We start from the raw sequence: 22,044 nt of genomic DNA on the forward strand, positions 1-22,044 counted from the left end.
TTCATGCCGTCCCTGCACGACGCCACCCGTGGCCGCATCCTCTTCGGAGGCGACTACAACCCCGAGCAGTGGCCCGAGGAGGTGTGGGCCGACGACGTACGGCTGATGAAGGAGGCCGGGGTCAACTCGGTGACCGTCGGGGTGTTCTCCTGGGCGATCATCGAACCGCGCCCGGGTGCGCGTGAGTTCGGCTGGCTGGACCGGCTGCTCGACCTCCTGCACACCAACGGCATCGGCGTCGTGCTGGCCACCCCGACGTCCTCGCCCCCGCCGTGGATGGGAGCGCTCCACCCGGAGACCCTGCCACGCGCCGAGGACGGCTCGATCGTCAACTACGGCTCCCGGCAACACTTCTGCCCCAGCTCACCGGTGTACCGGCGGTACGCCGCGGCCCTCACCGAGGACCTCGCGGCCCGGTACGCGGACCATCCGGCGCTCACCGTGTGGCACATCAACAACGAGTACTGCACGCACTGCTGGTGCGACGAGACCGCCGCCCACTTCCGCCGCTGGCTGGCCTCCAGGTACACCACCCTGGAGGCGCTCGACGCCGCCTGGGGCACGGCGTTCTGGAGCCAGCGCTACGACACGTGGGCGGAGATCCTGCCGCCACGCCGCGCCCAGTACATGCGCAACCCGGCGCAGGAGCTGGACTTCAAGCGGTTCACCTCCGACGCCCTGATGGAGTGCTACACCGCCGAGCGGGACATCGTCGCCCGGCACACCCCGCACATCCCGGTGACGACCAACTTCATGCCGCTGTGGTCGGGCCAGGACGCCTGGGCCTGGGCGGAGCAGGAGGACATCGTCTCCGTCGACGTCTATCCGGACCCGACGGACCCGCGGGGCGGCCAGTACAACGCGATGCTCGCCGACATGACCCGCTCGCAGGCCCGCGGACCGTGGATGGTGATGGAGCAGGCGGCCGGTACGGTCAACTGGCGCCCCGTCAACCACCCGAAGCCGGAAGGCCTCAACCGGCTCTGGTCGCTGCAGTCGGTGGCCAGGGGCGCGGACGCCCTCTGCTACTTCCAGTGGCGGCAGTCCCGCCAGGGCGCGGAGAAGTTCCACTCCGGGATGGTGAGCCATGCCGGTGAGCACGGCCGCACGTTCCGCGAGGTCAAGCGCATCGGCGCCGAACTCGCCCTGCTCGGCGGCGAGGTGAGCGGGACCGGGGTCCCCGCCGAGGTCGCCGTGCTGCACGACTGGGACGCCTGGTGGTCCAGCACCCAGCAGGGCCGCCCGTCGTCCCTCGTCTCGTACCCGGAGCTGCTCCAGGCGTGGCACCGGGGCCTGTGGGAGGGCGGGATCAGCACCGACTTCGCCCGGCCCGACGCCGACCTGAGCGCGTACCGCATGGTGCTCGTTCCGCAGCTCCAGCTCCTCTCCGACGCGGCGACGGACAACCTCGTCGCCTATGTGCGGGGCGGCGGGACCCTCGTGTGCGGGTTCTTCACCGGTGTCGCGGACGTGGACGACCGGATCAGGCCGGGCGGCATGGACAGCAGGCTGCGTGAGCTGTTCGGCATCCGTACGGTGCACGAGTGGTGGCCCCTCGACGCGGACACGACGGTGGAGTGCGACGGCTTCCGGGGCACCCTGTGGTCGGAGGAGCTGGAGCCCGACGGCAGCGCGGAGACGGTGGCCGCGTACCTCGGCGGCGAGCTCGACGGGCTCCCGGCCGTGCTCCGCAAGGGCACCGCGTGGTACGTCTCGACCCTGCCCGAGCCGGAGGCGCTGCGCGGCCTGCTCGGCCGGGCGGCGGCCGGGGCCGGCGTGCGTCCCGTGCTGGAAGGGCTGCCCGCCGGGGTCGAGGCGGTGCGGCGCGGCGGACTGCTCTTCCTGCTGAACCACGGCCGGTCCCCGGCCGGGGTGAAGCTGCCGGGCCGCCACGTCGACCTGCTCACGGGCGCCGGGTCCGACGGCGGTGTGGAACTGGACCGCTACGGGGTGGCCGTGCTCAGAGACGTGTCCGCATGATCGACGGCACGTGGGAGCCCAGCCCCGCCGCCCGCTGGGAGGACGCGTTCCTCAGCGGCAACGGCCGTCACGGTGCGATGGTGTACGGCGATCCGGCGGACGACCAGGTGATCGTCAACCACCACACCCTGGTGCGGCCCAACGGCAGCGAGGACCTGCGGCCGCCGGAGCTCGCCGACCGGCTCGACCGCCTCCAGGACGCGCTCCTGGCGGGGGACACCACGGCGGCCGAGGACTTCGGCGCGGGGCGTCCGCTGGTGTGGGTGCAGCCGTTCCACCCGGCGTTCCGGTCGCGCGTGCGCCGTACCCGGGGGCTGCACGAGGCGGTCGCCGGCTACCGGCGCGAGGTCGACTTCACGACGGGCGAGGTGACCGCGTCGTATGAGGCGTGGCGCAGCAGTGTCTTCGTGTCACGGGCCGACGACGTGGTCGTGCAGCACATCACCGACCTGGGTCTGACCGCGGAGCTGGTCCTGGACCACTCGCTCCCCGGCGCGCCCGCGCAGCTGGCGGTCGGCCGTTCCACCGTGCTGACCCCGGACGGCGCGCAACTGGGGCTGCGGGTGGGTTATCCGGGCGGTGAACTCGGCTACACGGGCGTCACGGTGGCGCGGGTGGACGGCGGCAGTGTGTCGGTGGCCGGCGAGGGCATCCGGATCGAGGGGGCGCGGAGCCTCACCCTGACGACCCGGGTCGTCAGGGGCCCCGGCCGCCCGGACCTCGGGGAGCTGTGGGCCGCTCTGCCGCGCGAGGACCACGCCACGCTGCTGGCCCGCCACCGGCCGCTGCACCGCACCGCCTACGGGCGGGCCTCCCTCACCCTGCGGGACGCGGCGCCGGAGCGGGAGCTGCCCGGCAGCGAGCTGCTGCGCGCCCCGAAGTCCCCCGCGCTGCTGGAGCGGCTCTTCGCGGCGGGCCGCTACCACCTGCTCTCCTCCTCGGGGATGCTGCCGCCCCGGCTGACCGGCCTGTGGACCGGCGACTGGGACACGGCGTGGTCCGGGGCCTTCACCACGAACGCCAATCTCAACCTCCAGATCGCCTCCGCCGCACCGGCCGCCCTTCCGGAGGTCACCGAGGCCCATGAGGCGCTCGTCCAGGGCCAGTTGCCGGACTGGCGGGACAACGCCCGGGCGCTCTTCGGGGCCCGGGGCGTCGTCGCACCGTCCCACACGGACGGCGCCTCGGGTCGCACCCGGCACTTCCAGCGCGCCTATCCGCTGCATCTGTGGACGGCCGGCGCGGACTGGCTGCTGCAGCCGCTCCTGGAGCACGCCGAGGTGACGGCGGGCACTCCCGGCCCCGCGCTGACCGCCGCCCTGGTCGAAGTGGCCCTGTTCTACGAGGACTTCCTCAGCCGGGAGGACCCGGACGGGAACGTGGCCGTCGTGCCCTCGTACTCCCCGGAGAACCGGCCGGCCAACGCGAGCTGGGGCACGGTGAACGCCACCATGGACATCGCCGCGGCCCGCCACGCACTGACGACGGCAGCCGAACACGCCCCCGGGCACCCGTCGGCCGGCCGGTGGCGGTCACTCGCCGCACGGCTCCCGGCGTATCTGGTGAACGAGGACGGGGCGCTCGCCGAGTGGGCGTGGCCGGGCCTGCGGGAGACGTACGACCACCGCCATCTGAGCCACCTCTACCCGGTGTGGCCGCTGGACGGGATCAACCCGTACGACACCCCGGAGCTGGCCACGGCCGCGCACCGCGCGCTGGAACTGCGCGGCTCGGAGAACGACTCGGCCCACGGGCATCTGCACCACGCCCTGATCGCCGCCCGGCTGCGCGACCCGTCCCGGGTGTCGGCGGCGCTGGACGCGGTGCTGGGTGGTGACTTCTTCCACGACTCGCTGATGAGCGCCCACTACCCGTCCCGGAACGTCTACAACGCGGACGCGGCCCACACGCTGCCCGCGGCCGTGATCGAGTCGCTCGTCCAGTCGACGCCCGCCCGCCTGGTGCTGCTGCCGGCCGTCCCGGCCGCGTACCGGGCGGGTGAACTCCGGGGCGTACGGACACGGTTCGGCGCCCACCTGGACCTGCGGTGGTCGGAGGACGGCGCCACCGCCGTGCTGCGTCCCACCCGCGACGCCCGCGTCGATCTGCGTACGGGCGACGGGCTCGCCCCCACCGAGACCTCCGCCGGAAACCCCCCGGCTCCGCTGGAGCTGACGGCCGGCGTGGACCGCGTCCTCACCCTGGAGGCGCGGTAGCAGTTCCCAGCCTCCATCCCCACATGGAAGGAACACCCCATGGCACGATCCACCCTGACCAGGCTGCTCCTGGCGCCCACGGCGGCAGTGGCCGCACTGATCGGCTTCGCGGCGGCTCCCGCCCACGCGGCGATCTGGACCTCGTCGGAGCAGTGGGGCAACTACACCACGTCCGACAACTACATCCTCTACAACAACATCTGGGGTTCGGGAGCGGGCAGCCAGACCATCTGGGCCAACTCCTCCAGCAACTGGGGTGTGACGGCGAACCACCCGAACACCGGTGGCATCAAGTCGTACCCGAACGCCAAGAAGATCGTCAACAAGCCGATCACGTCGCTCTCCTCGCTGACCAGCGGCTACAACGTGACCGTCCCGTCGTCCGGCGCGTACAACACGTCGTACGACATCTGGGACACGGACTACGACTACGAGGTCATGCTCTGGGTCAACTACAACGGTGCGGTCGGACCGCTCGGCACCTCCCAGGGGAACGTGACCCTGGGCGGCCACACCTGGACCGTCTACAAGGGTGACAACGGCGCCAACGAGGTCTTCTCGTTCCTGCGGACCTCGGACTCCACCTCCGGCACCGTGGACATCCTGCCGATCCTGAAGTGGATCAAGGACACCAAGGGCTGGTGGGGCAACGAGACCATCGGTGACGTCCAGTTCGGCTACGAGATCACGTCGTCGTCGGGCGGACTGGACTTCACGACCAACGGGTTCAACGTCTCGTCGAGCTGATCCCCGCGGGCCGGGGGGACGCCCCCGGCCCGTTGGTGTGCCCTGCTGCCGCTCAGCTCGCGGCCCGTCGGCCGGCCAGCCAGCGGGCGGTCCGCGTCCAGCGTTCGGGCGGGGCCCCCTCCAGGAGCGCCGCGAACCTCTCGGGGCGGGCGAGCAGCCTACGGTCACTCGGGTGCAGCGCCGTGTGCGCGAGCAGCCAGCCGGCCAGCGCGTGCGGGTCGAGGGGGCCGGGGCCGAGGAGCTGTTCGGCGTACGCCGCGCGCGCCGCCTGCGGGTCCCCCGCGACCAGCAGCTCGTCGGCCGTCGGAGAACTGCCGGCCACGGACTCCCGCAGCTGGTAGAGGCGGGCCCGGGGGTCATGCCAGTACCCTCGGTCCGGGTCCGGGGCCACGAGTGGTTCACCACCCGGTACGGGGGCGGCCCCGGAGCGCAGCGCCTTGAGGAGTCCGTCCCGGTCGTCGTCGGTGCAGCGCAGGTTGCGCAGCCGCCACTCCACCCGGTGGCTGACGGCCGCCGCCCGCGCCCTCGCCACGGTGGCGGGGTCCAGCGGCTCTCTCAGCCAGCCGTCGACGGTCTCCGACAGCCGGGTGACGAGCCGCAGTCCGGGTCCGGTGAGCCGGGCCCGGGTCGCCAGGGTGCGCAGGACCATGCGGGTCTGGAGCCGGCGCAGCGCGAAGAGGAACGACGCCCGTCCGTCCCGGTCGGCGGCGGTGTCCTCGATGCGCCCCCGCCAGAATCCGGTGACGCCGACGAACGCGTACGCACCGTGGAGGAGACCGGGCAGGTGCCGGGGGTCGGCGCGCCACGGCGCGTAGTGGCGTTCGGACCGGTCGTCGTCGAGGAGCGGGAAGAGGTGGAGCAGGGCGCCGAGCTTGCTGTGCTGGAACTCGTGGACGAGGGTCTCCGCGAGGGCGAGGCCGTCCGGCGGCCGGGCGATCACCATGGAGGCGAAGGCGTCACCGGTGGAGGCGCTGAGCCCCTCGGCCGGTACGGGAAGCTCCGCGTCCCCTTCCTTGGCGTGCCAGGGCACGATGCGGCTGATCTCCTCGGGCCGCAGACCGCCGGGGCCGGTTCCGCCCCTGCGCAGGATGGCCACGGCGTCCTGGAACAGCCCCTGCCAGGACCGCAGTTCCTCGGTGCTGAGGCGGCCGGGGGCGATGGGCTCGTCCAGGTCCCGGTAGGGATCGAGATCGTCGAGCTGGACGGCGCGCGCCCCCGCCCCGGTCTCCAGCCGGTGCACCGGAAGCCAGTGCGCCGATTCCGGGTCGGTGAGCGGGCGTACGACGATGTCGGGCCCGCCCTCGGTGCGGACGGTGAGGGTTCCGTCGTGCACCACGACGGAAACGGGGCGGTAGTCGTCCTCCTCCTGACCGGGAAGCCGGACCAGCCCCAGCGCGGCCAGGCTGACGGTCCCCAGCCGGGCGGGCAGGAGGAGTTCGGCGTCCGTACCCGCGTGCACGGCCGCCGCCGCGGCCACCGCGGCGATCTGCCCGGCGTCGGCCCACAGGGGCGGCCCGGAGGCCGTTCCGTGCAGCCTGCGGAGCGTGTGGGCGAGCCAGCTGCCGACCTGAGGGGTCAGCAGCAGCGTCTCGACCGCCTCCGGAGCCCGGGCGGCCGCTGCCTCCAGCGTGGGCCAGGCCGTTCGAGTGCCCAGGGGTCCGAGGATGCCAGGGGTCGCGTCGAAGAGGTCGAGGAGTTCGCGCAGCAGCAGGAGGCGGCGCGTACGTTCGCCCCGGACCAGGAACGCGACGGCCTCGGGCGAGCCGCCGCCCGTGGCGATCTCGTCGAACAGCGGGCCCGGCATGCGGATCGGGGCGTACACATCGCTCCCTGTCGTGGACGGATTCATCGCGGTGGCCTGTGGGGCCTCACTACTCGGCCCGCCCGGGTTCACCGTTTCCCATCGCATTGGTGCGCGCGCGCCGGAGTTCGGCGAGCAGCCGCTCCGCCCCGCTCGGGGCGGGCAGACGCCTCAGATCGGCAACGCCTACGGGGGTCAGGTCCATCAGGTCGGACTCGATGTGATCGGATGTGTTGTCGGCGGGCACCGGCTGGTACAAGGCGCGCTCCCCCTTCGCGAGCGGTGGCACAGGATGCCACCGTTTACTCCATCATGACGACTGAGACCCCTTCCCGAAACCCGTGTGATCACGCCAGCCGATCACCTTCCGGGCCGGGACTCCGCCATGAAGTCCACCACGGAGGAGTTGAGTTCGGCGGCGCGCACGGCGTCGTCGTCGAGCAGTGTCACTGCGGCGTACAAGTTCCACAGTCCGTCCGGCCGCCCCCTGAGAGTGCGTACGATCCCGATCACATCCGTGCGCGGCATGGGGTGCCTCGTCATCCGGGCGACGACGGCGGAGGGCAGTTCGTTGACCAGGGCCTGCCGTTCGTCGCGGTCGTTCATCAGCGGATACGCCATCAGAGCGTCGATGAGCCGGCCCAGCGGCAACATGGCGGGAACCGGCGGGCCCGACTGCTCGATGTGCGCGTGCCCTGACCTCTCCAGCCTGAAGTCGAAGGCCTGTCGGGCGTGTTCGGTGGACCTGAGCGTGTCCATCCGCGCCTTCACCGCCTCGAAGAAGGGCTGAGGGTCTGGCACCGGTTCATCAGGGAGAGCGCTCAGGACGATGTCCGAGAACACGCCGAGCCTGCGGTCCGGATCGTTGCCTGCCCGCTGCCCGCGGCCTGCGGCGAACATCAGGATCTGCTCGTGCGCGGCGATCCGCCCCCCGGCGGGAAGGCGCTCCGTGGGCGGCGGCTGCGGGAAGCGGTGCATCTCGTCGAAGGTGCGGCATGCGTCGACCATCCACATCTGCACGCCCAGGCCAGGGGCTACGTCGCTCCTGAGACGGGTGAGTGCGGATTCGACATGTATGTTGCGGCGGTCGCTCAAGGTGGCGTCGGCGGTGTAGAGACGGGTGTTGTCGTCCGTGTCCAGGACACCGTGTCCGCCCCACCACACCCACAGCGCCTCGTCCCGGCGGTCCGGGAGGTCGGTGATGAAGGCGCGTCTCAGCGATTCGTGGTCGGCCGGGCGGAACGGGACGTCCGGAACGCTGCCGGGCAGGGGTGCGAGGTGGAGCTGGATGTGACTGTCGGGCACTCCGCGGGCCAGCAGCCAGTCCCGGAAGCGGAGGGCGTCCCGGGCGGGCCCCGGCAGGTCCCAGCCCGGCCCGGCCGCGTACTGCTCGATGCCGACGACGAGTGCGAAGACGCGGTCCGGTGGGACGGGTCTGCGGGTCATGGGAGCCGCTCCCCGATCGCGCGGTAGACGGCGGGAGCGGTCCAGTAGGCGCTGTGCGCCACGGGGAAGGGCTGTCGGCTGTCGGTGGATACGTCCTGGGCCCGGCCGGGGAAGAGCGGTTCGGCGGCATATCCGAGAAGGTCGCGGCGATCGTAGAGATTCAGCCACGGTGGAACGTGGTCGGGCAGCGGTTCCGGGTGAGCGAGCGTGGGCAGCGCGCCCGTCTCGTAGAGGAAGGGGCCCTGTGAGCCGACGGTGATGAGGAACTCGACTCCCGGCACCGGGGCCGATATGAGGGTGTCGAGCGAGATGATGCCGCCGAGGCTGTGTCCGAGCAGGACGACGGGGGGCTCCAGCGTCGCCACCAGTTCCCGAAGGCCATGCCTCATGTCCTCGCCTCTGGCGAGGTATTTGAGGACGTCGCCGGCGGCCGGGTGCGCGGCGTCGGTGAGCGCTCGGCGGCGCCGTACGGCGTAGTGGGAGCCCAGGCGTACGAGCGGCCGTCCCGCCATCCTGAGCAGGGGGCCGCGGCCGGTGCCCGCCGGTGCGGCACCCAGGCGCTCCGCCAGCGCGGCGACGGCCGCGTCCCTGCCGTCGCCTCCGATCTGCACGGGGCTGTCAGCCGCGATGTCCGCAGCGACGGCCGTGGCTGTCAGGGCCCTGGCCAGCACCTCTGCCAGGGTTTCCGGGTCCAGGGCTTCGGCGGCGGGGCCGAGGAGGGGACTGCGCGCGAGCTCGGCCGCCGCCTGCCGAAGCCCCGGGGCAGGCAGGCCTGCCGCGGGCTCGCCCCGGGCGGCGATGTCCAGGAGGACCGCCCTCGGGCGTTCGTCAGGGAAGGCGGCTCCGGGCGGCGTCGCACGCCCGGCCGCTCCGGCGGCCGCCGTCGCCAGCTCGGCCGAGGGATCGTCGTACAGCCGGGCCCACTCCACCACGTCATCGCCCTCACCCAGGTCTCCGGTGCTTCTGCCGGTTCCGGCGCCGGGTGCGGCCGGGATGCTCGCACCGTCCGCGCCGAGCCTCGCCCCGTACGGCCCGCCCCAGTCGTACGCGACAAGGCGCGTGCCCGGAGCCGTCGCGGCCAGCCCCGAAGTGATCTGCGCGACCAGCCCGCCGAGGTGTGGTTCACGCACACCTGTGCCATGAGTGAAGACCACCGTGGTCATGTGTCCGTCCCCCGTTGCCTCTGCGCCGCGGTCGCGCCCGCCGCCACGCTGCGGCGGGCGGGACCGGCGGTCCACCCGGTCGTCGTCGGCGTCACATCGGCAGCGGCGTCATGTCGCATTCGATGCGCTGGTGAAGCCTGGCCGAGGTGTGCCAGGGATGGTTCGCCCCGAGCAGGCGCGAAAGTCCCCGCACGGCGATGTCGTTGAGCCGGTCGGCCTCCCCCGACTCGCCGAGCCCGCGCCGGTCCAGCGCAAGATTGGCCGTGCAGACGAGTGTCAGCGGGTGCTCAGCCCCCGCGGTGTCGGCAAGCTTGGGGAGCAGGTCCGAGTCGACAGCCATCGCCTGCGCGAAGTCGAGCCGCGCGTAATGGTCGTTGGCCCGGCACATCGCTGCGGTCAGCGTACTGATGTGCTTCGCCCCGAGGGCGTTCTCCAGGTATTCGAGCGCCTGGGTGTCCAGCGTCTCCGCCCGGTCCGTGTCGCCCTGAGCCCGAAGTGTGGCGGCGAGATTCACCTTGGCGAACTGAGTGAAGGGGTGGTGGTCGCCGAGCACCTTGCGGTAGGCGGACAGCGTCTGCTCGCCCAGTTCCCGGGAGCCCACGAGGTCGCCGTTGAGACGGCGTTCGACCATGGCGTGGTTCGCGGCGCAGAGCGCGTCGGCATTGTTCAGCCCGTAGCGGCTGGTGAAGCGTTCGAGGGTCTGCTCCGCGAGGGAGGACGCTCCCTCGCCCACACCCGCCCTGCGGCGGCACACCGCGAGATTCAGCGCCGCTCGGATGGTCGCCGCATTCGTCTCACCGAAATGGGCTACGTAGGGCAGGTAATTGGACTCCTGGAGCGCGCGCGCACCCAGGTAGTCGCCTGCCTCACGCAGGTCGATGGACAGCCCGTTCAACGTGTTGAGCGTGAGCCCGTTCACCGGCCCGTACAGCAGTTCCCTCTGGCGCGCGGTCTCCTCGTCGATCTCGCGCGCGAGGGCGAAATCGCCGTTCAGCCGCAGTGTCACACCGTAGTCGTGTGCGGCGCTCAGCGTCGTCGGGTCCTCCGGTCCGAACAGGTCGCTCGCCCGGGTGAACGCTTCCTCCGCCAGTTCACGGGCCTGCCCGAACTCGCCCTGGTGCCGCAGCGCCCCCGCCATCTGCCACATGGAGTCGACGAGTTCCTCATCCGGGATGTCGGCGCCGCGCGAGATCGCCAGCGCGCGCTCGTTGTGCACCACGCCCTCGGCGGGGCGCCCCAGGAGTCGCAGGTAGAAGCCGAGGAGCTTGGTGATCCTGATGACGTGCAGGTCCTCGTCACCGGACTGTTCACGCCATGCGGTCCAGGCCAGCCGGGCCTGGGCGGCGCCCGATTCGTGCGCGCCCCAGTAGTAGAGGAAGAAGACGATGTCGTAGACGAGGTCGCGGACCCACCCGTCGGAGCTCTTCACCGCACCGGATGCGATCACATGCGGGAGGATGGCCTGGTAGGCGGGCCACTGGTCCGGGGACGCCGGTGCTCCCGGCTTCGCTGTCGTCAGCAGGAGGTGGGCCGCCCGCGTCATCCGGGCGCGTTCCTCGGGATCCATCCTGGCCACGATCACGTTCTGCATGAGCCGGTGCATCTGCAGGGTGGCGGTCTTGTGGTCCAGCCTCACCAGCGACAGCTTGCTGAGGTCCCGGGTGGCGCGGGCGAGGAGCAGCGGGTCGCGCAGGACCGGGTCGAGTTCGGGTGTGACCTCGATGTTGCGGCCGCCCCTGAAGAGGCTGAGCGGAATGGGCTCCGGCGCCATGCAGGCGCAGATCTCCAGGAGTTGGCGCGCCGCCGGGTTGTCCTGCGAGAGGCGCCCGAGCGAGATGTCCCAGACGGCCGCGACCGGCAGCGGATAGTCGGGCGAAGGGTCGAGTTCGAGGATCTCGGGCCGGCGTTCGTCGAGCAGGGTGAGGTATTCGTTCACCGGCATCCCGGTGGCGGCGTGCCAGGCGCCCGCCTGCTCGACCGCGAGGGGCAGGTCACCCAGGGCGGCGGCGAGCCGGTCCGCGTCCTCGGAGCTGAGGCCGCGGGCGCGGCGCTGCAGGAGCGCGATGCTCTCCTCCCGGTCGAACACGTCGACGCTGAGGGGGGTGGCGACCCGTTCCCACTCACGGTTGCGCGAAGTGACGATGATCTTCCCCGGCCCGCCGTTGGGGAAGTAGGAGCGTACGGCCTCGATGTCCTCCGCGTTGTCGAAGACCAGCAGCCAGTTGTCGAACGGTTTGCCCGTACGGAGGGCCTCGCGCACGGCGGGCACAGCGGCGTTGGCCTGTGGCCCCACCTCCAGGCCGAGGCTGCGAGCCAGGTCCGCCAGGGCCCCCAGGATCAGGTTCTCCTGCTCCGAGGGAATCCACCAGATCACATTGAACTCGCCGCTGTGGCGGTACACGTACTCCACAGCGATCTGCGACTTCCCCACACCGCCCATGCCGTGCAGTGCGTGCGGGAGGACGGCCGCGGTCTCGTCCTCCCGCAACTGCTGTTCCACCGACGCCAGAAGGCTCTCCCGACCGGTGAAGTTCGGGTTCTTCGGTGGCACGTTGCCCATGATCTTCGGCTGGCCCGTACGGACGAACCGGAGCTCTGATACGGGGGCAGGCGTGCGCTCGTCGACCCGATCCTGCTCGGTGTCTACGGGTGGTGTCGTCGGCGACACAGATCCTCCTGGTGGAACCGTCGATTGCGACGGGGAAGCGGGGCCGTTCTCATTCACATCAGATGCCTCTTTATCATCTATTGTCGTCCCCGCCGACGCTCCCGCGCCGTGCAGCATCTCGCCGTTGAGCCGAGCCGCACGCCGCCGGTACGGCATGCCTCCCAGTGCACGCAGGACGGCCAGTTCGATCCGCAGCCACGCCGGTCCGCTCCCGCCGTCCGGAAGAGCTGCCTGCGCCGGGTCGCGCAGCGCGGCGCGCAGCCGGATGCCCTGCGCCCTGCTGGCTCGCGCCTCAGCCAGCAGGCCCACTGCACGGGCGAGTTGGGTGCGGTTTCCGGTGGCCAGCAGGGCTTCGCGGATGCCGTCGGCGAAGTCGGGCCCGCCCTCGCCGTCCCTCTCCCAGTCGATGAGGCCGCCCATCATCACCTCGGCCAGGTGCTCGGGGCGCGATGCGGGGAAGGCGCGGGCGCGCAACTCCTCGATGACGTCGAAACGCAAGGGGGCCACCGCCAGCAGGACCGCGAGATGCCGTGCGAGCGGGCTGGCCAGCGAGAAGAATCTGCGTACGGCGTCCGCCGCCGCACGAGGTCCGTCGACCCTGGGTGTCCGCACCCCGGGAGCGGACACCCCCTTGGCCATCGCCCCTGCCAGGACCACGGGCAGTGTGCGCCGCACACCGCGTTCGCCGGTGACCAGATCCGCCCAGGCACGGAAGGAACCGGGGCGCAGGCTGAGGACCGGCACGGGCACCGATCCGTCACCCGTATCGGGCAGGATGTGCGCGTGTTCGGGTACTCCGTGCGGGGGGTGGCAGAGGAAGTGGCGGTTGAGCGCCCCGAATCCACCGGCGTCCAGCCGGGCCCGGAAGGGGTAGACGGAGGAGCGGTGGCGCAGGTACTGCGGCAGCAGATGGACGATCGCCGTCGGACCGGCCGCGGAGAGCCGCCCCATCAATTCGTCCGCGCCGCTCCCGGCCCATCCGGGCGCCAGCCCGTCGGTCACGACGAGGAACAGCCGAGTCCCCCTGCCGTCCAGGAGCTCAGCGGGATCGGCCCGCCGGTTGCCGGGCCAGCGCAGCTCCGGCGGTGCCGCACCGGGCAGCGAGATGTCGACCGTACGGACGTCCCGGAAGGCACCGCTGCGTACCGCCTCGTCGGTCAGCTGGCGTACGTCGCCGGCCCAGACAGGCATCGTGGGCGCCCTGTCCACGAGCAGCATCAGGTCGAAGGCGCGTTCCTGCACCGGATCGAGGTAGGGGATCCAGAGTCCGTCGATCACACCGTTCTCGGCGGTGCGCGCCTCGTCGAGCCGGCTCTCGTGGCGCGAGGGCACGCGCCGCCCCAGACCTCGCAGGGCCTTGGCCAGAGGCAGCGGCGGCAGAACGCGCCGCGCAGGACGTGCCGGGTCCGGCAGGGCGCTCGCGGCACGGCCATGTCGCACGGGGAGGGCGTCGAGCAGTTCCACATCCCGTGGATCGACATCCAGGTGGCTCGCAGCGGGCACCGCTTCCTCTGCGCCTTGCTCCGACGCGGGAGCCTCGACCTCGGGAAGCACGCTCTCCGGGTTGTCGGGTAAGGGTGCGGAGTCCGGGCCGGTCGGCCCGTCCGCGTCACGGCCCGCCCGGTGCCATGCCGCCGCCAGCCAGACGGCGTCGGCGAGGTCCTGCCAGCTCGCTTCGCCGTCCGTTTCGTGCAGGTCGCCGCCGCTCGGCGCGGGCGCCGTGTCCGGTGCGCGTTCCCGTGGCGAGCCGTTCATCAGCGGCCCTTCGAGAGGTCGCGGAGGAGCGTCTCGATCAGCTTACGCCCGTCGCTGTCGTCCCGGAATCCGTCCGCCGTGGTGAGCTGCACGGCGTTCAGCAGCTGGTCGACGGACTGGGTGCCTCCCCCGTCCAGACGCCTGACGAAGTCGTCCACGAGGTCATCGACGCCTTCGGGACGCCGTCCCAGATGGCTGACGACGATCGAGACGAGCTGTTCACGGCTGGGCGGGCGCATCTCCAGTGGCAGGCAGCGCCGCCGGAAGGCGGCCGGGAACTCCCGTTCGCCGTTGCTCGTGATCACGACGACGGGGAATTCCGCACACTCGACCCGACCGGACTCGATGACGGCCCGGCCCTGGGGGTCGTCGGTGAAGACGGACACCTCGGCCACGCCGGCACGCACCAGTTCCGGGATCTCGTAGCTGCCGTTCTCCAGGACATGGAGGAGGTCGTTGGGCAGGTCGATGTCACTCTTGTCCAGCTCGTCGACGAGCAGCACCCTGGGGCGCCCGTGGGCGAGCAGAGCTGTCCCCAGTGGACCGAGGGTGACGAAGTCCCCCAGATCGGGGGCGGTTCCCGTGGCGCTCTCCGCCTCCGGGGTGCCCCCGGCACGCCAGGCGGCGATGGCCTGGGCCCGTCCGATGGCGTCGTACTCGTACAGCCCGCCGCGCAATGTGGTGCGGCTGACGATGCTCCACGGCAGCACCCTGCCCAGACCCAGTTCCTGGGCGATGAGGTAGGCCAGGGTGGACTTGCCGACTCCGGGCGGCCCGGTGATCAGCAGGGGGCGGCGCAGCAGGAGGGCGGCGTTGACCGCGTTGATCTCCTCCTCCCGTAACTGCGGGCCCTCCTGTACGGTGCCGAGTCGGCGCAGCGCCGACTGTGCGTCGTCGGGGGGATCCTGCTGCAGCGGGCTCCCGGCGAACACGCGCCAGGGCGGCGGCTGCGGAAGCTCCGGCGGACCGCCGGCCGGAGGCCGCCCTGTTGCGTGGAACACCCTCCAGGAGGGGGGCGTGACGGACTGCGCTGCCGAGACATGCTCGGTCATGCTGTCAACTCCTCGCAGTCGACCAGGCGGTACGGGTCGTCCCAGAAGAACGCCATGTGCTTACCCACGGAAAGGCTGTCCCGACCCAACTCCTCCGCCTCCTTGCGGATCTGACTGACTTTCGACGGCAGTTGTGCCGGCTGGTGAGCGAGCAGCAGGGTCAGCACCTGACCGGCCAGGTCCGGACTGTCCGCCCTGCGGTCCCAGGCTGCCACGCCGACTCCCTGCTCGATGGCGATGATCAGTGCGTCCAGACCGTGGCCGGGCAGTGCGGGAACATCGAGTATGACCGCGGTCAGACGCGGGTTCGCCGCGAGGTTGGCACGCCAGCGTTCCAGACGGTCGCCCTGTTCCCCGTGCCATCGGTGGGCCTCCGCCACGCCCACCTTCTTGAGCTGCGTCCAACGGGCCCGCCACCGGCCGAGCTCCCCCGTGTCGCGGGCCCTCATGCGCTCCAGGCTCCGCAGATGCACATGGTAGCCAAGGCCGATCGGCATCGGGACACGAGACCGCGTACCCAGTTTGATGCGCGCCATGTCGTGGTTCAAGTACTGGAAGGGGAGGACGAATTCGATCTGGATCGGAGGGTCGTTCTCGCCCTCGCCGACATTCGCCCAGCGAGAGGCACCCCGGATGAGCGCGCGTTCCACCGCACCGGCCAAGGTGTCCAGGTTCGCGCGTTCGACATCCCCGGCCTCGGGCTCCCAGTATCCCGGGGCGGCGTTGACCCAGTGACGTACGTAGACATCAGCTGAACTGTCGTCCGCGGGCTCCACCATTATGACGAGGCAACGGCACACATAGGGGTCGGCGGCAGGCCGGGCCGCGATCGTGTTCCTTCGCTCCGCCAGTGCCTGCACGGCATCCGCGCCGGCCTCGCGGGCCCACGCGTCCGACCAGTCCCTGAGCTCCTCCCGGAGAGCGGGCTCCGCGAGGAATGCGATGACCTCGACGAGCACCAGCGCGGGAGGCAGACCGTCGGCCTGGGTGTTGACCCTGCACAGATCGTCGAAGAGCTCGACCGGCGTCCGGCCGTACGGCACGTCGGACCCGAGCTCATGATTGAGCATCGTGTGCAAGCGGCCCTCGTCGACGCGCCACACCTTTCCGAGCATCCGGCGGGCTTCCCGCACCGCGCCGTCGGTGAACTCCGCTGCCGCACCCGCCACATGCTCGTCGCGGACGCTCTCCACGACTTCCTTCAGCTGGCGCTCGGATTCGGGCCCCCCGATGATCCCCACGGTGAAGATCAGCACCTCGAGACCCATTTCGTGTCTCAGCAGGTCCCTGACGAAGGACAGCATGTCGGCACGTGGGTTCTGGCGCCGATAGATGAGCTCCATTCCGAGCTGTTCCGCGACGAAGTCTATGAACTGGCCACATTGATCGCGATCGGTCACGAAGTCCTGTACGCACAGGAATTCGATCAGCGCTCTGATGAGCCGCCCCCTGGCCTCGTCCGGCTCGTCAGCTCCGGGCAGTCCGTGCACCACCACCGACCACCCCCGTCGAGTCGGTACCGCCTCATGACAGACCGTGAAGTTATCACGTCGGATCATCAGCAACCAGGCTCATTCCAGGGCCCGTTGACCACCTGTGACACAGGTGTCCCCACCTCACTGGGACACACCACCCGGACGAGTGAACGCCCCCTGCCCCGAGAACTCCGAGCGGGTACCCGCCGGTCAGACCGGAGCCGGACCTGAGCTCGCACGCACCGTCAGAACCGGCTCCAGCAGCTCCACTTCGTCCGATCCCCGGCCGGTGAGCTTCGCGACCACCTGTTCCACCGACCGGCGCCCCATCTCCTGCGCGGGGATGGCCACGGACGTGAGCCGCACCGATGCCTGTGTGGCCACCTGTTCGGGACAGATGGCCACGACGGACACGTCCTCCGGCACGGCACGCCCCTGCTGCTGGAGCAGGTTGAGCAGCGGCTCGACTGCGGCCTCGTTCTGGACGATGAAGCCGGTCGTCCCCGGCCGTTCGTCGAAGATCCGGCCCAGGGTGCCGGCCATCGCCGCGTACCCGCCCTCGCAGGGGCGGTGCAGGATGCGCATCCCGGTCTCCTGCGCCTTGGCGCGTATGCCGTCCACGGTGCGTTCGGCGAAGCCGGTGTGCCGCTCGTACACGGCGGCCGCTTCACCGATCACCGCCACCTCGCGGTGACCGAGCCCGGCGAGGTGGTCCACGCAGAGCGCCCCGGTGGCCTCGAAGTCGAGGTCCACGCAGGTCAGTCCTGAGGTGTCGGCGGGCAGACCGATCAGGACGGCGGTGCGGCCCGAGTCACGGAGCAGCGGCAGCCGTTCGTCGTGCAGTTCGACGTCCATCAGGATCATCGCGTCGGCCAGCGAACTGCCCGCGATCCGCCGGACCGCCGCCGGGCCCTCCTCGCCGGTGAGCAGCAGGACGTCGTAGCCGTGCGTACGGGCGCTCGTGGCGACGGCGATGGCGATCTCCATCATCACCGGCACGTACATGTCCGTGCGCAGGGGGACCATCAGCGCGATGATGTTGGACCTGCTGCTGGCGAGGGCGCGCGCACCGGCGTTGGGGTGGTAGCCCAGCTGCTGGATACTGTCTTCCACGCGTTCCCGGGTGGAGGCCGAGATCGACCGCTTGCCGCTGAGGACGTAGCTCACCGTGCTCGCTGAGACTCCGGCGTGCTGGGCGACCTCGGCAAGCGTGACCATTCGGTTTCTCCCCTACAGATGGCGGGAGGGGAGATTTTCGGTGAAGCGCTTCGACAGCGCCGTACTGTGCTCCCCTTCGCACTCTGACATGCACAGACACTGTGGAGCCTAGACTCGCTCACAGGTACTGTCCAGAGTGGAGTCGAAGCGCTTCGACCGACGGCCTCGGCAGCGGTCCGCTGCCACACACCGTGACTCAGGACGCCGAGGGTGTCCAGCCCGCCAGCCAGTCGGCGGTCTCCTGGTCCGCGGCCTGGGAGTCGGTGAGCTGCGGCCGGTCACTGCTCGCCGCGCCGGATCCGGGCCCGGTGTTCTTGTATTCGGCGAAGCGGTCGTCCTTCCAGGAGAAGCCGCTCATGTCCGTCCACGGGGCGGATTTGACCGCCGAGCTGAGTGTCGTGCCACGGAAGGTGGCCATCGGGTCGAGTGTGGCGTCCCCGCCCGCGTGCCACGGCCGGCCGAGGTAGAAGGACGACGCGGAGACATCGCCGTTCACGGTCGATCCGGTGATCAGGAAGCCCTTGCGGTCGGCGGCCGTGCTGGGGGCGGCGATGTAGCCGGCGGAGCTGCCGTCCCATCGCTTCCTCAGCGTGATGACCGACGTGTCGATCACCGCGGTGGCGCGTCCGAAGATGAAGTCGACGTTGCCGGTGATGGAGGAGTTCTTCACGTAGACGCGGCCGAGTGCCGCCTTGGAGGCGGTGTCGAGGAGCAGGGTGTCCTGGTCGCCGGTGACGATCACGGAGTCGAGGAAGACCTTGTCCGCGGCGGTGCGCAGGGCCACGGCCTGGAGCGCGCTCATGCTCTGGTTGGCGGCCTCGTCGAAGTCGTTGGAGATCGTGAGGTTACGGGCCTGGAAGCCGTTGGCCTCGGCCGCGACGGTGGCGCTGCCGCTGGTCCCGTAGGTGCCGGAGCCGTCGGGCTTCTGGGTGCCGGAGGCGTTGTTGTAGACGATGACGGTGTCGTTGCGGCTGGAGCCGCTGCCCTGGAGGGTGACGTTCTGCTTGGTGGAGGGGATCTTCACCGGTTCGCGGTAGGTGCCCGGCTTGATGGAGACGACGACCCGGGCCGTGTTGCCCGTGGGGACCGCGTCGACCGCCGCCTGCACGGTGCGGTACTGCCCGCTGCCGTCCTTGGCGACGGTGAGGGTGGTCGCCGCCTCGGCCCCGGACGCCGACCCGAAGGTCCACACCGAGGCAGCGGCGAGGAGGGCGGCCGCCCCTGCCGTCATCGCTCTGCGCGGCCCCGGGTGGAGAGCGGTGCGTCGTCGTCGGTTGGCTGCCATGGCCTGATCCGTTCGTCGGGGAAGAGGTGGGGTTCCACGCGGTAGTCGCCGCGGGCCGCCTCAAAGGTTGCCGGTCCCCCGGCATCGCCCGCCGGGCACGCCTCCGGGCCGGGCGTCCGTGTCGGACACCCGGCCCGGAGGCAGAGGTGGGGCCCCGGCGGCTGCTTCAGCGATGGCCTCCGCAGGGCACGCCGAGCGGGACGCGGCCCTCCCTCAGCACTCGGCGGAGGCCGGAAGGCCGGCGTACTGATCGCCCTTGAAGTAGACCGCGCTGCTGTACCCGTCGGCGAACGCGATCCAGATGTCGTTGGTGTAGCCGTTGTCGGTGACGGTCTGGCCGTGGGTCCAGCAGTAGGCCTGGTAGGACCGCCCGGCCGTCAGCGTGGCGAGGTAGGCACTGTCCGCGGTGGGCAGCTTGCGGACGTTGACCCCCGTGTACGGCACCACGGTGTACGACGGCTCGGCGGGTGCGGCCACGGCCGCGGCTCCCGGGGCGAGCACGACGATCGCGGCGGCGAGTGCGGCGATGGCGGCCGGCTTGCGGTGCATGGCGGTTCCTCCTGTGTGGTGGGGCACGCTGTTCACTGGCAGAGGCCCAGGCCGTCGATCCAGTTGGTCTTGTTCTTGAGGTAGTAGCTCGCCATGAACCCCATGCTTCGGTGGTCCTGCGTCGAGACCAGCACCCAGTACGGGTTGCCGCCCACGGTCTGCCCCGGCTGCTGGCAGATCACGTTGACGACGTCCCCGGCGTTGACCTGGGCCTGCACGCTCGGACAGGCGGCGACGCTCGGGCGGATGCCGCACCCGGTGCTTCCCGGTGCGTTGTCCCGGATGTTGACGCTGTTCGCCCAGACCCCGTAGGTGCCGACGCCGTGGCCGTCCGCGTGCGCCGTCGGCATCCAGACGGCCCCCAGGGCGACCGCTGCCATGGCGGCGCCCAGAATTCCCCGTTTCCTCATGTCATCCCTCCAGGATGTGTGTGACGGGGACAACGATCGTCACGGCCGGGCGGGGGCGGCAATCCTTTCGTCCCTGCTCGAAAGGACAGCCGCCCCAACCCTCCTGACGGGCCGTCACATCAACGTACGGCGGCGGAGGCCAGCAGAGCCGCACCCAGGTGCGTGACCATGTGCAGCACCGCTTTGCCGTCGCGGCGGGTGGTGATCAGGTTGGCCTTGCGCAGCACGCTCGCGTGCCGGCTCGCCGACGCGGGCGAGATGTTCAGGCGGCGGGCCAGCCCGGTGGTGGTGCAGCCGTCGGCCGCGGCGTTGAGCACGGAGGCCCTTGTACGCCCCAGCAGGTCCTCCAGCGAGCTGCCGCCGGCGGCGTCGGCGCCCAGGAGCGCCGGTCCGTCCGTCGCGTCGTCGACGGTGGGCAGGGCCAGCACGGGCGCCCGCTCCACGTCCAGGAGGTCCTGCAGCACTTCCGCCTGCTGCGAGGAGAACACCGTCGGGGCGATGACGATCCCACGCCCGTGCAGGTGGATGTCCGCGCTGCGGGGGTGGCGCACTTCGAGTACGGGCGACCGCCAGCGCACCAGAGAAGGACACAGCGTCCCGAGAAGCCGCTCGACCCCGCCCTCGGCCATCGTGCGCACATAGGCCGCCCGGGCCGCCGCCAGATGTGACCACACCTGCTGCCGGTAGGGCGCGATGGTCACACCGTGGCAGGCCCGCAGAGCGCCGGCCAGCTGGAGCCGGGCCTCGCGGTCACCGTCGGCCAGACTCCTGGCCCACGACCGGTGATCCGGATGGACGTCGATGTACTCCACCTCGGCCCGCGTCAGGGAACGCGAGGCCGCCAGGAGGTTGTCCACCGCCTCGTCGATACAGGTGGCGTCCCCCGTCAGGCTCGCCACGTCGATCTGGGGCCCCCGCGCGGGCATCAACGCGAGCAGGGGCCTCACCTGTTCGCCGGCCCGTCCGTCGAACTGCCTGCTCACCGAGGCGCGCCAGGGCTGGAAGGCCGGGCCACCGTCACGTGCTCGCAGCCGTCTCACGCTGTCCATCGTCTCGGCCGCCACACCGATCGTCGTGACCACGCGGGTGCGCGCCAGATCCTCCGCCGTGAAATGGATGCGCTTCACCACAGGCCGCCCCGTCCCCGCCGTACTCGGTCCCGCCCGGCAGTATCCCAGGGGCGGGCCGACGGCACGACCGCCGTTCGAGCCACGTCGCGGCCCCCGGCGGCCCCCGGCTGCTACCTCGGCGGCGGGGCGTCCAGCGGGGTCAGTAGGCGACGGGCCATCCACTGCTCCAGTTCAGGAGGTTGACGCCGAGCTTCGGGGTCCCGTTGTCCTGGCCGTCGTAGTAGTGGTAGACGAGCAGGTCGCCGTCGGAGTCCGCCAGGACCGACTGGCCGCCGGGCCCGATGTAGCGCCCGTGCGACTCCAGGACGGGGGTGCCGCCGTTGCTGAGCATGCTGACGCCGTTGCGGTCCGTGTAGGGCCCGGTGACGCTGGTCGCCCTCCCCACCTTGATCTTGTACGTCGAGCCGGTGCCGGCGCAGCAGGTGTCGTACGAGGCGAAGAGGTAGTAGTAGCCGTTGCGCTTCACGACTGACGGCGCCTCGACGGCCTTCGTCCCGGTCGGCCGGGAGGCGAGCGAGCGGCGGGCGGTGTCCCCGGCGTACTGCTTGCCCGTCGACGGGTCGATCCGGATCATCTTGATCCCGGTCCACCAGGAGCCGAAGGACAGCCACCACTTCCCGTCGTCGTCCACGAACAGGTTCGGGTCGATGGCGTTGTAGTCGCTCGACGAGCTCGAGGTGTAGACGATCCCGTAGTCGCTCCAGCTGCCGGCCTGCCCGGTGGTGGAGGCCGCCAGACCGATGGCCGACGTGTTGGAGCCGAAGGACGAGACGGCGTAGTACATCAGGTACTTGCCGCCCCGGTACGAGATGTCGGGGGCCCAGGGGTCGGACGCCGAGGAGTAGTTCTTCCACCAGCTCGGCTTGGTGGTGAAGGCGTTCCCGGAGCGGCCGAAGGCGGTGCGGTCGGTGGAGGTGCGGAGCTGGAGGCCCTCACCGGTGGAGTAGAGGAGGTACTGGCCGGACGGACTGCGGATCATGCTGGGGTCGTGGACGACGACGTCACCGTTCACGGCACCCGGGTTGGGGTACGCGGACGCGCTGCCCGGCACGAGCGCCATAAGGAACGCGGCGGGGAGTACGGCGAGGGCTCTCAGCGAAGTGCGGCTCACGAGGGGGCCTCCTTACGGATCGCGGATGGGAGGTGCAC

General features: G+C 71.0%; 15 protein-coding genes and 1 pseudogene. 3 read left to right on the plus strand and 13 right to left on the minus strand.

Annotation, left to right across the window (positions count from 1 at the left end; translation table 11 throughout):
- The first annotated feature begins 3 nt into the window (after nucleotides 1–3).
- Genes ACIRD8_RS34080 through ACIRD8_RS34090 form a run of 3 tightly spaced genes read left to right on the plus strand, consistent with a single transcriptional unit; the run spans nucleotide 4 to nucleotide 4,943 of the window.
- Nucleotides 4–1,980, plus strand: coding sequence for a beta-galactosidase (locus tag ACIRD8_RS34080; RefSeq protein WP_404000439.1), 1,977 nt, complete (start codon nucleotides 4–6; stop codon nucleotides 1,978–1,980).
- The gene (locus ACIRD8_RS34085; RefSeq protein WP_404000442.1) at nucleotides 1,977–4,196 is read left to right on the plus strand and encodes a glycosyl hydrolase family 95 catalytic domain-containing protein; all 2,220 of its coding nucleotides are present in this window, start codon (nucleotides 1,977–1,979) and stop codon (nucleotides 4,194–4,196) included. Before ACIRD8_RS34080 ends, ACIRD8_RS34085 begins: the two co-directional genes overlap by 4 nt.
- A 39-nt stretch (nucleotides 4,197–4,235) precedes the next feature.
- A complete protein-coding gene (locus ACIRD8_RS34090; protein ID WP_404000445.1) occupies nucleotides 4,236–4,943 on the plus strand; it encodes a hypothetical protein in 708 nt (235 codons plus the stop codon).
- Nucleotides 4,944–4,995: 52 nt separating this feature from the next.
- Here ACIRD8_RS34090 and ACIRD8_RS34095 read toward each other — a convergent pair whose 3' ends face one another.
- The 13 genes and pseudogenes from ACIRD8_RS34095 to ACIRD8_RS34155 form a co-directional block, all read right to left on the minus strand.
- A complete protein-coding gene (locus tag ACIRD8_RS34095) occupies nucleotides 4,996–6,765 on the minus strand; it encodes an aKG-HExxH-type peptide beta-hydroxylase (protein ID WP_404000449.1) in 1,770 nt (589 codons plus the stop codon).
- A 49-nt stretch (nucleotides 6,766–6,814) separates the two neighbouring features.
- Nucleotides 6,815–7,003, minus strand: coding sequence for an aldo/keto reductase (locus ACIRD8_RS34100; RefSeq protein WP_404000452.1), 189 nt, complete (start codon nucleotides 7,001–7,003; stop codon nucleotides 6,815–6,817).
- Nucleotides 7,004–7,104: 101 nt separating this feature from the next.
- A complete protein-coding gene (locus ACIRD8_RS34105) occupies nucleotides 7,105–8,190 on the minus strand; it encodes a caspase family protein (protein WP_404000455.1) in 1,086 nt (361 codons plus the stop codon).
- A complete protein-coding gene (locus tag ACIRD8_RS34110) occupies nucleotides 8,187–9,353 on the minus strand; it encodes a hypothetical protein (protein WP_404000458.1) in 1,167 nt (388 codons plus the stop codon). Before ACIRD8_RS34110 ends, ACIRD8_RS34105 begins: the two co-directional genes overlap by 4 nt.
- Nucleotides 9,354–9,444: 91 nt before the next feature.
- Entirely contained in the window at nucleotides 9,445–13,776 is a 4,332-nt protein-coding gene (gene fxsT / locus ACIRD8_RS34115) for an FxSxx-COOH system tetratricopeptide repeat protein (protein WP_404000461.1), read from the minus strand.
- Nucleotides 13,776–14,828 carry an AAA family ATPase gene (locus ACIRD8_RS34120; protein WP_404000465.1) on the minus strand — a complete coding sequence of 351 codons (1,053 nt, stop codon included), beginning with the start codon at nucleotides 14,826–14,828 and terminating at the stop codon, nucleotides 13,776–13,778. Before ACIRD8_RS34120 ends, fxsT begins: the two co-directional genes overlap by 1 nt.
- Nucleotides 14,825–16,387: a hypothetical protein gene (locus tag ACIRD8_RS34125; RefSeq protein WP_404000468.1), complete on the minus strand. Its 1,563-nt coding sequence runs from the start codon at nucleotides 16,385–16,387 to the stop codon at nucleotides 14,825–14,827. Before ACIRD8_RS34125 ends, ACIRD8_RS34120 begins: the two co-directional genes overlap by 4 nt.
- Before the next feature lie 126 nt (nucleotides 16,388–16,513).
- On the minus strand, nucleotides 16,514–17,521 hold the full coding sequence (locus ACIRD8_RS34130) for a LacI family DNA-binding transcriptional regulator (protein ID WP_404000471.1): 1,008 nt from the start codon (nucleotides 17,519–17,521) through the stop codon (nucleotides 16,514–16,516).
- 196 nt (nucleotides 17,522–17,717) lie between these two features.
- Nucleotides 17,718–18,686, minus strand: a pseudogene (locus ACIRD8_RS34135) (pectinesterase family protein); the annotation flags it as partial.
- A 333-nt stretch (nucleotides 18,687–19,019) separates the two neighbouring features.
- On the minus strand, nucleotides 19,020–19,355 hold the full coding sequence (locus tag ACIRD8_RS34140) for an SH3 domain-containing protein (RefSeq protein WP_404000473.1): 336 nt from the start codon (nucleotides 19,353–19,355) through the stop codon (nucleotides 19,020–19,022).
- 32 nt (nucleotides 19,356–19,387) lie between these two features.
- Nucleotides 19,388–19,765 carry a hypothetical protein gene (locus tag ACIRD8_RS34145; RefSeq protein ID WP_404000474.1) on the minus strand — a complete coding sequence of 126 codons (378 nt, stop codon included), beginning with the start codon at nucleotides 19,763–19,765 and terminating at the stop codon, nucleotides 19,388–19,390.
- 119 nt (nucleotides 19,766–19,884) lie between these two features.
- Entirely contained in the window at nucleotides 19,885–20,892 is a 1,008-nt protein-coding gene (locus tag ACIRD8_RS34150; protein ID WP_404000477.1) for a winged helix-turn-helix domain-containing protein, read from the minus strand.
- Nucleotides 20,893–21,034: 142 nt separating this feature from the next.
- Nucleotides 21,035–21,955 (minus strand): arabinan endo-1,5-alpha-L-arabinosidase, encoded by a 921-nt coding sequence (locus ACIRD8_RS34155; protein ID WP_404000605.1) that lies wholly within the window; start codon nucleotides 21,953–21,955, stop codon nucleotides 21,035–21,037.
- Nucleotides 21,956–22,044 lie beyond the last annotated feature (89 nt).

It is taken from the genome of Streptomyces sp. NPDC102451, from assembly GCF_044765485.1.
In the GTDB taxonomy this organism is placed as follows: domain Bacteria; phylum Actinomycetota; class Actinomycetes; order Streptomycetales; family Streptomycetaceae; genus Streptomyces.

Excerpts from the sequence above, each read along its gene's own strand:
- ACIRD8_RS34105 (WP_404000455.1), bottom strand. The coding sequence starts at position 8,190 with ATGACCCGCAGACCCGTCCCACCGGACCGCGTCTTCGCACTCGTCGTC.
- ACIRD8_RS34145 (WP_404000474.1), bottom strand. The coding sequence starts at position 19,765 with ATGAGGAAACGGGGAATTCTGGGCGCCGCCATGGCAGCGGTCGCCCTG.
- ACIRD8_RS34120 (WP_404000465.1), bottom strand. The coding sequence starts at position 14,828 with ATGACCGAGCATGTCTCGGCAGCGCAGTCCGTCACGCCCCCCTCCTGG.
- ACIRD8_RS34130 (WP_404000471.1), bottom strand. The coding sequence starts at position 17,521 with ATGGTCACGCTTGCCGAGGTCGCCCAGCACGCCGGAGTCTCAGCGAGC.
- ACIRD8_RS34140 (WP_404000473.1), bottom strand. The coding sequence starts at position 19,355 with ATGCACCGCAAGCCGGCCGCCATCGCCGCACTCGCCGCCGCGATCGTC.
- fxsT (WP_404000461.1), bottom strand. The coding sequence starts at position 13,776 with ATGAACGGCTCGCCACGGGAACGCGCACCGGACACGGCGCCCGCGCCG.
- ACIRD8_RS34080 (WP_404000439.1), top strand. The coding sequence starts at position 4 with ATGCCGTCCCTGCACGACGCCACCCGTGGCCGCATCCTCTTCGGAGGC.
- ACIRD8_RS34155 (WP_404000605.1), bottom strand. The coding sequence starts at position 21,955 with ATGGCGCTCGTGCCGGGCAGCGCGTCCGCGTACCCCAACCCGGGTGCC.
- ACIRD8_RS34110 (WP_404000458.1), bottom strand. The coding sequence starts at position 9,353 with ATGACCACGGTGGTCTTCACTCATGGCACAGGTGTGCGTGAACCACAC.
- ACIRD8_RS34090 (WP_404000445.1), top strand. The coding sequence starts at position 4,236 with ATGGCACGATCCACCCTGACCAGGCTGCTCCTGGCGCCCACGGCGGCA.
- ACIRD8_RS34085 (WP_404000442.1), top strand. The coding sequence starts at position 1,977 with ATGATCGACGGCACGTGGGAGCCCAGCCCCGCCGCCCGCTGGGAGGAC.
- ACIRD8_RS34125 (WP_404000468.1), bottom strand. The coding sequence starts at position 16,387 with ATGATCCGACGTGATAACTTCACGGTCTGTCATGAGGCGGTACCGACT.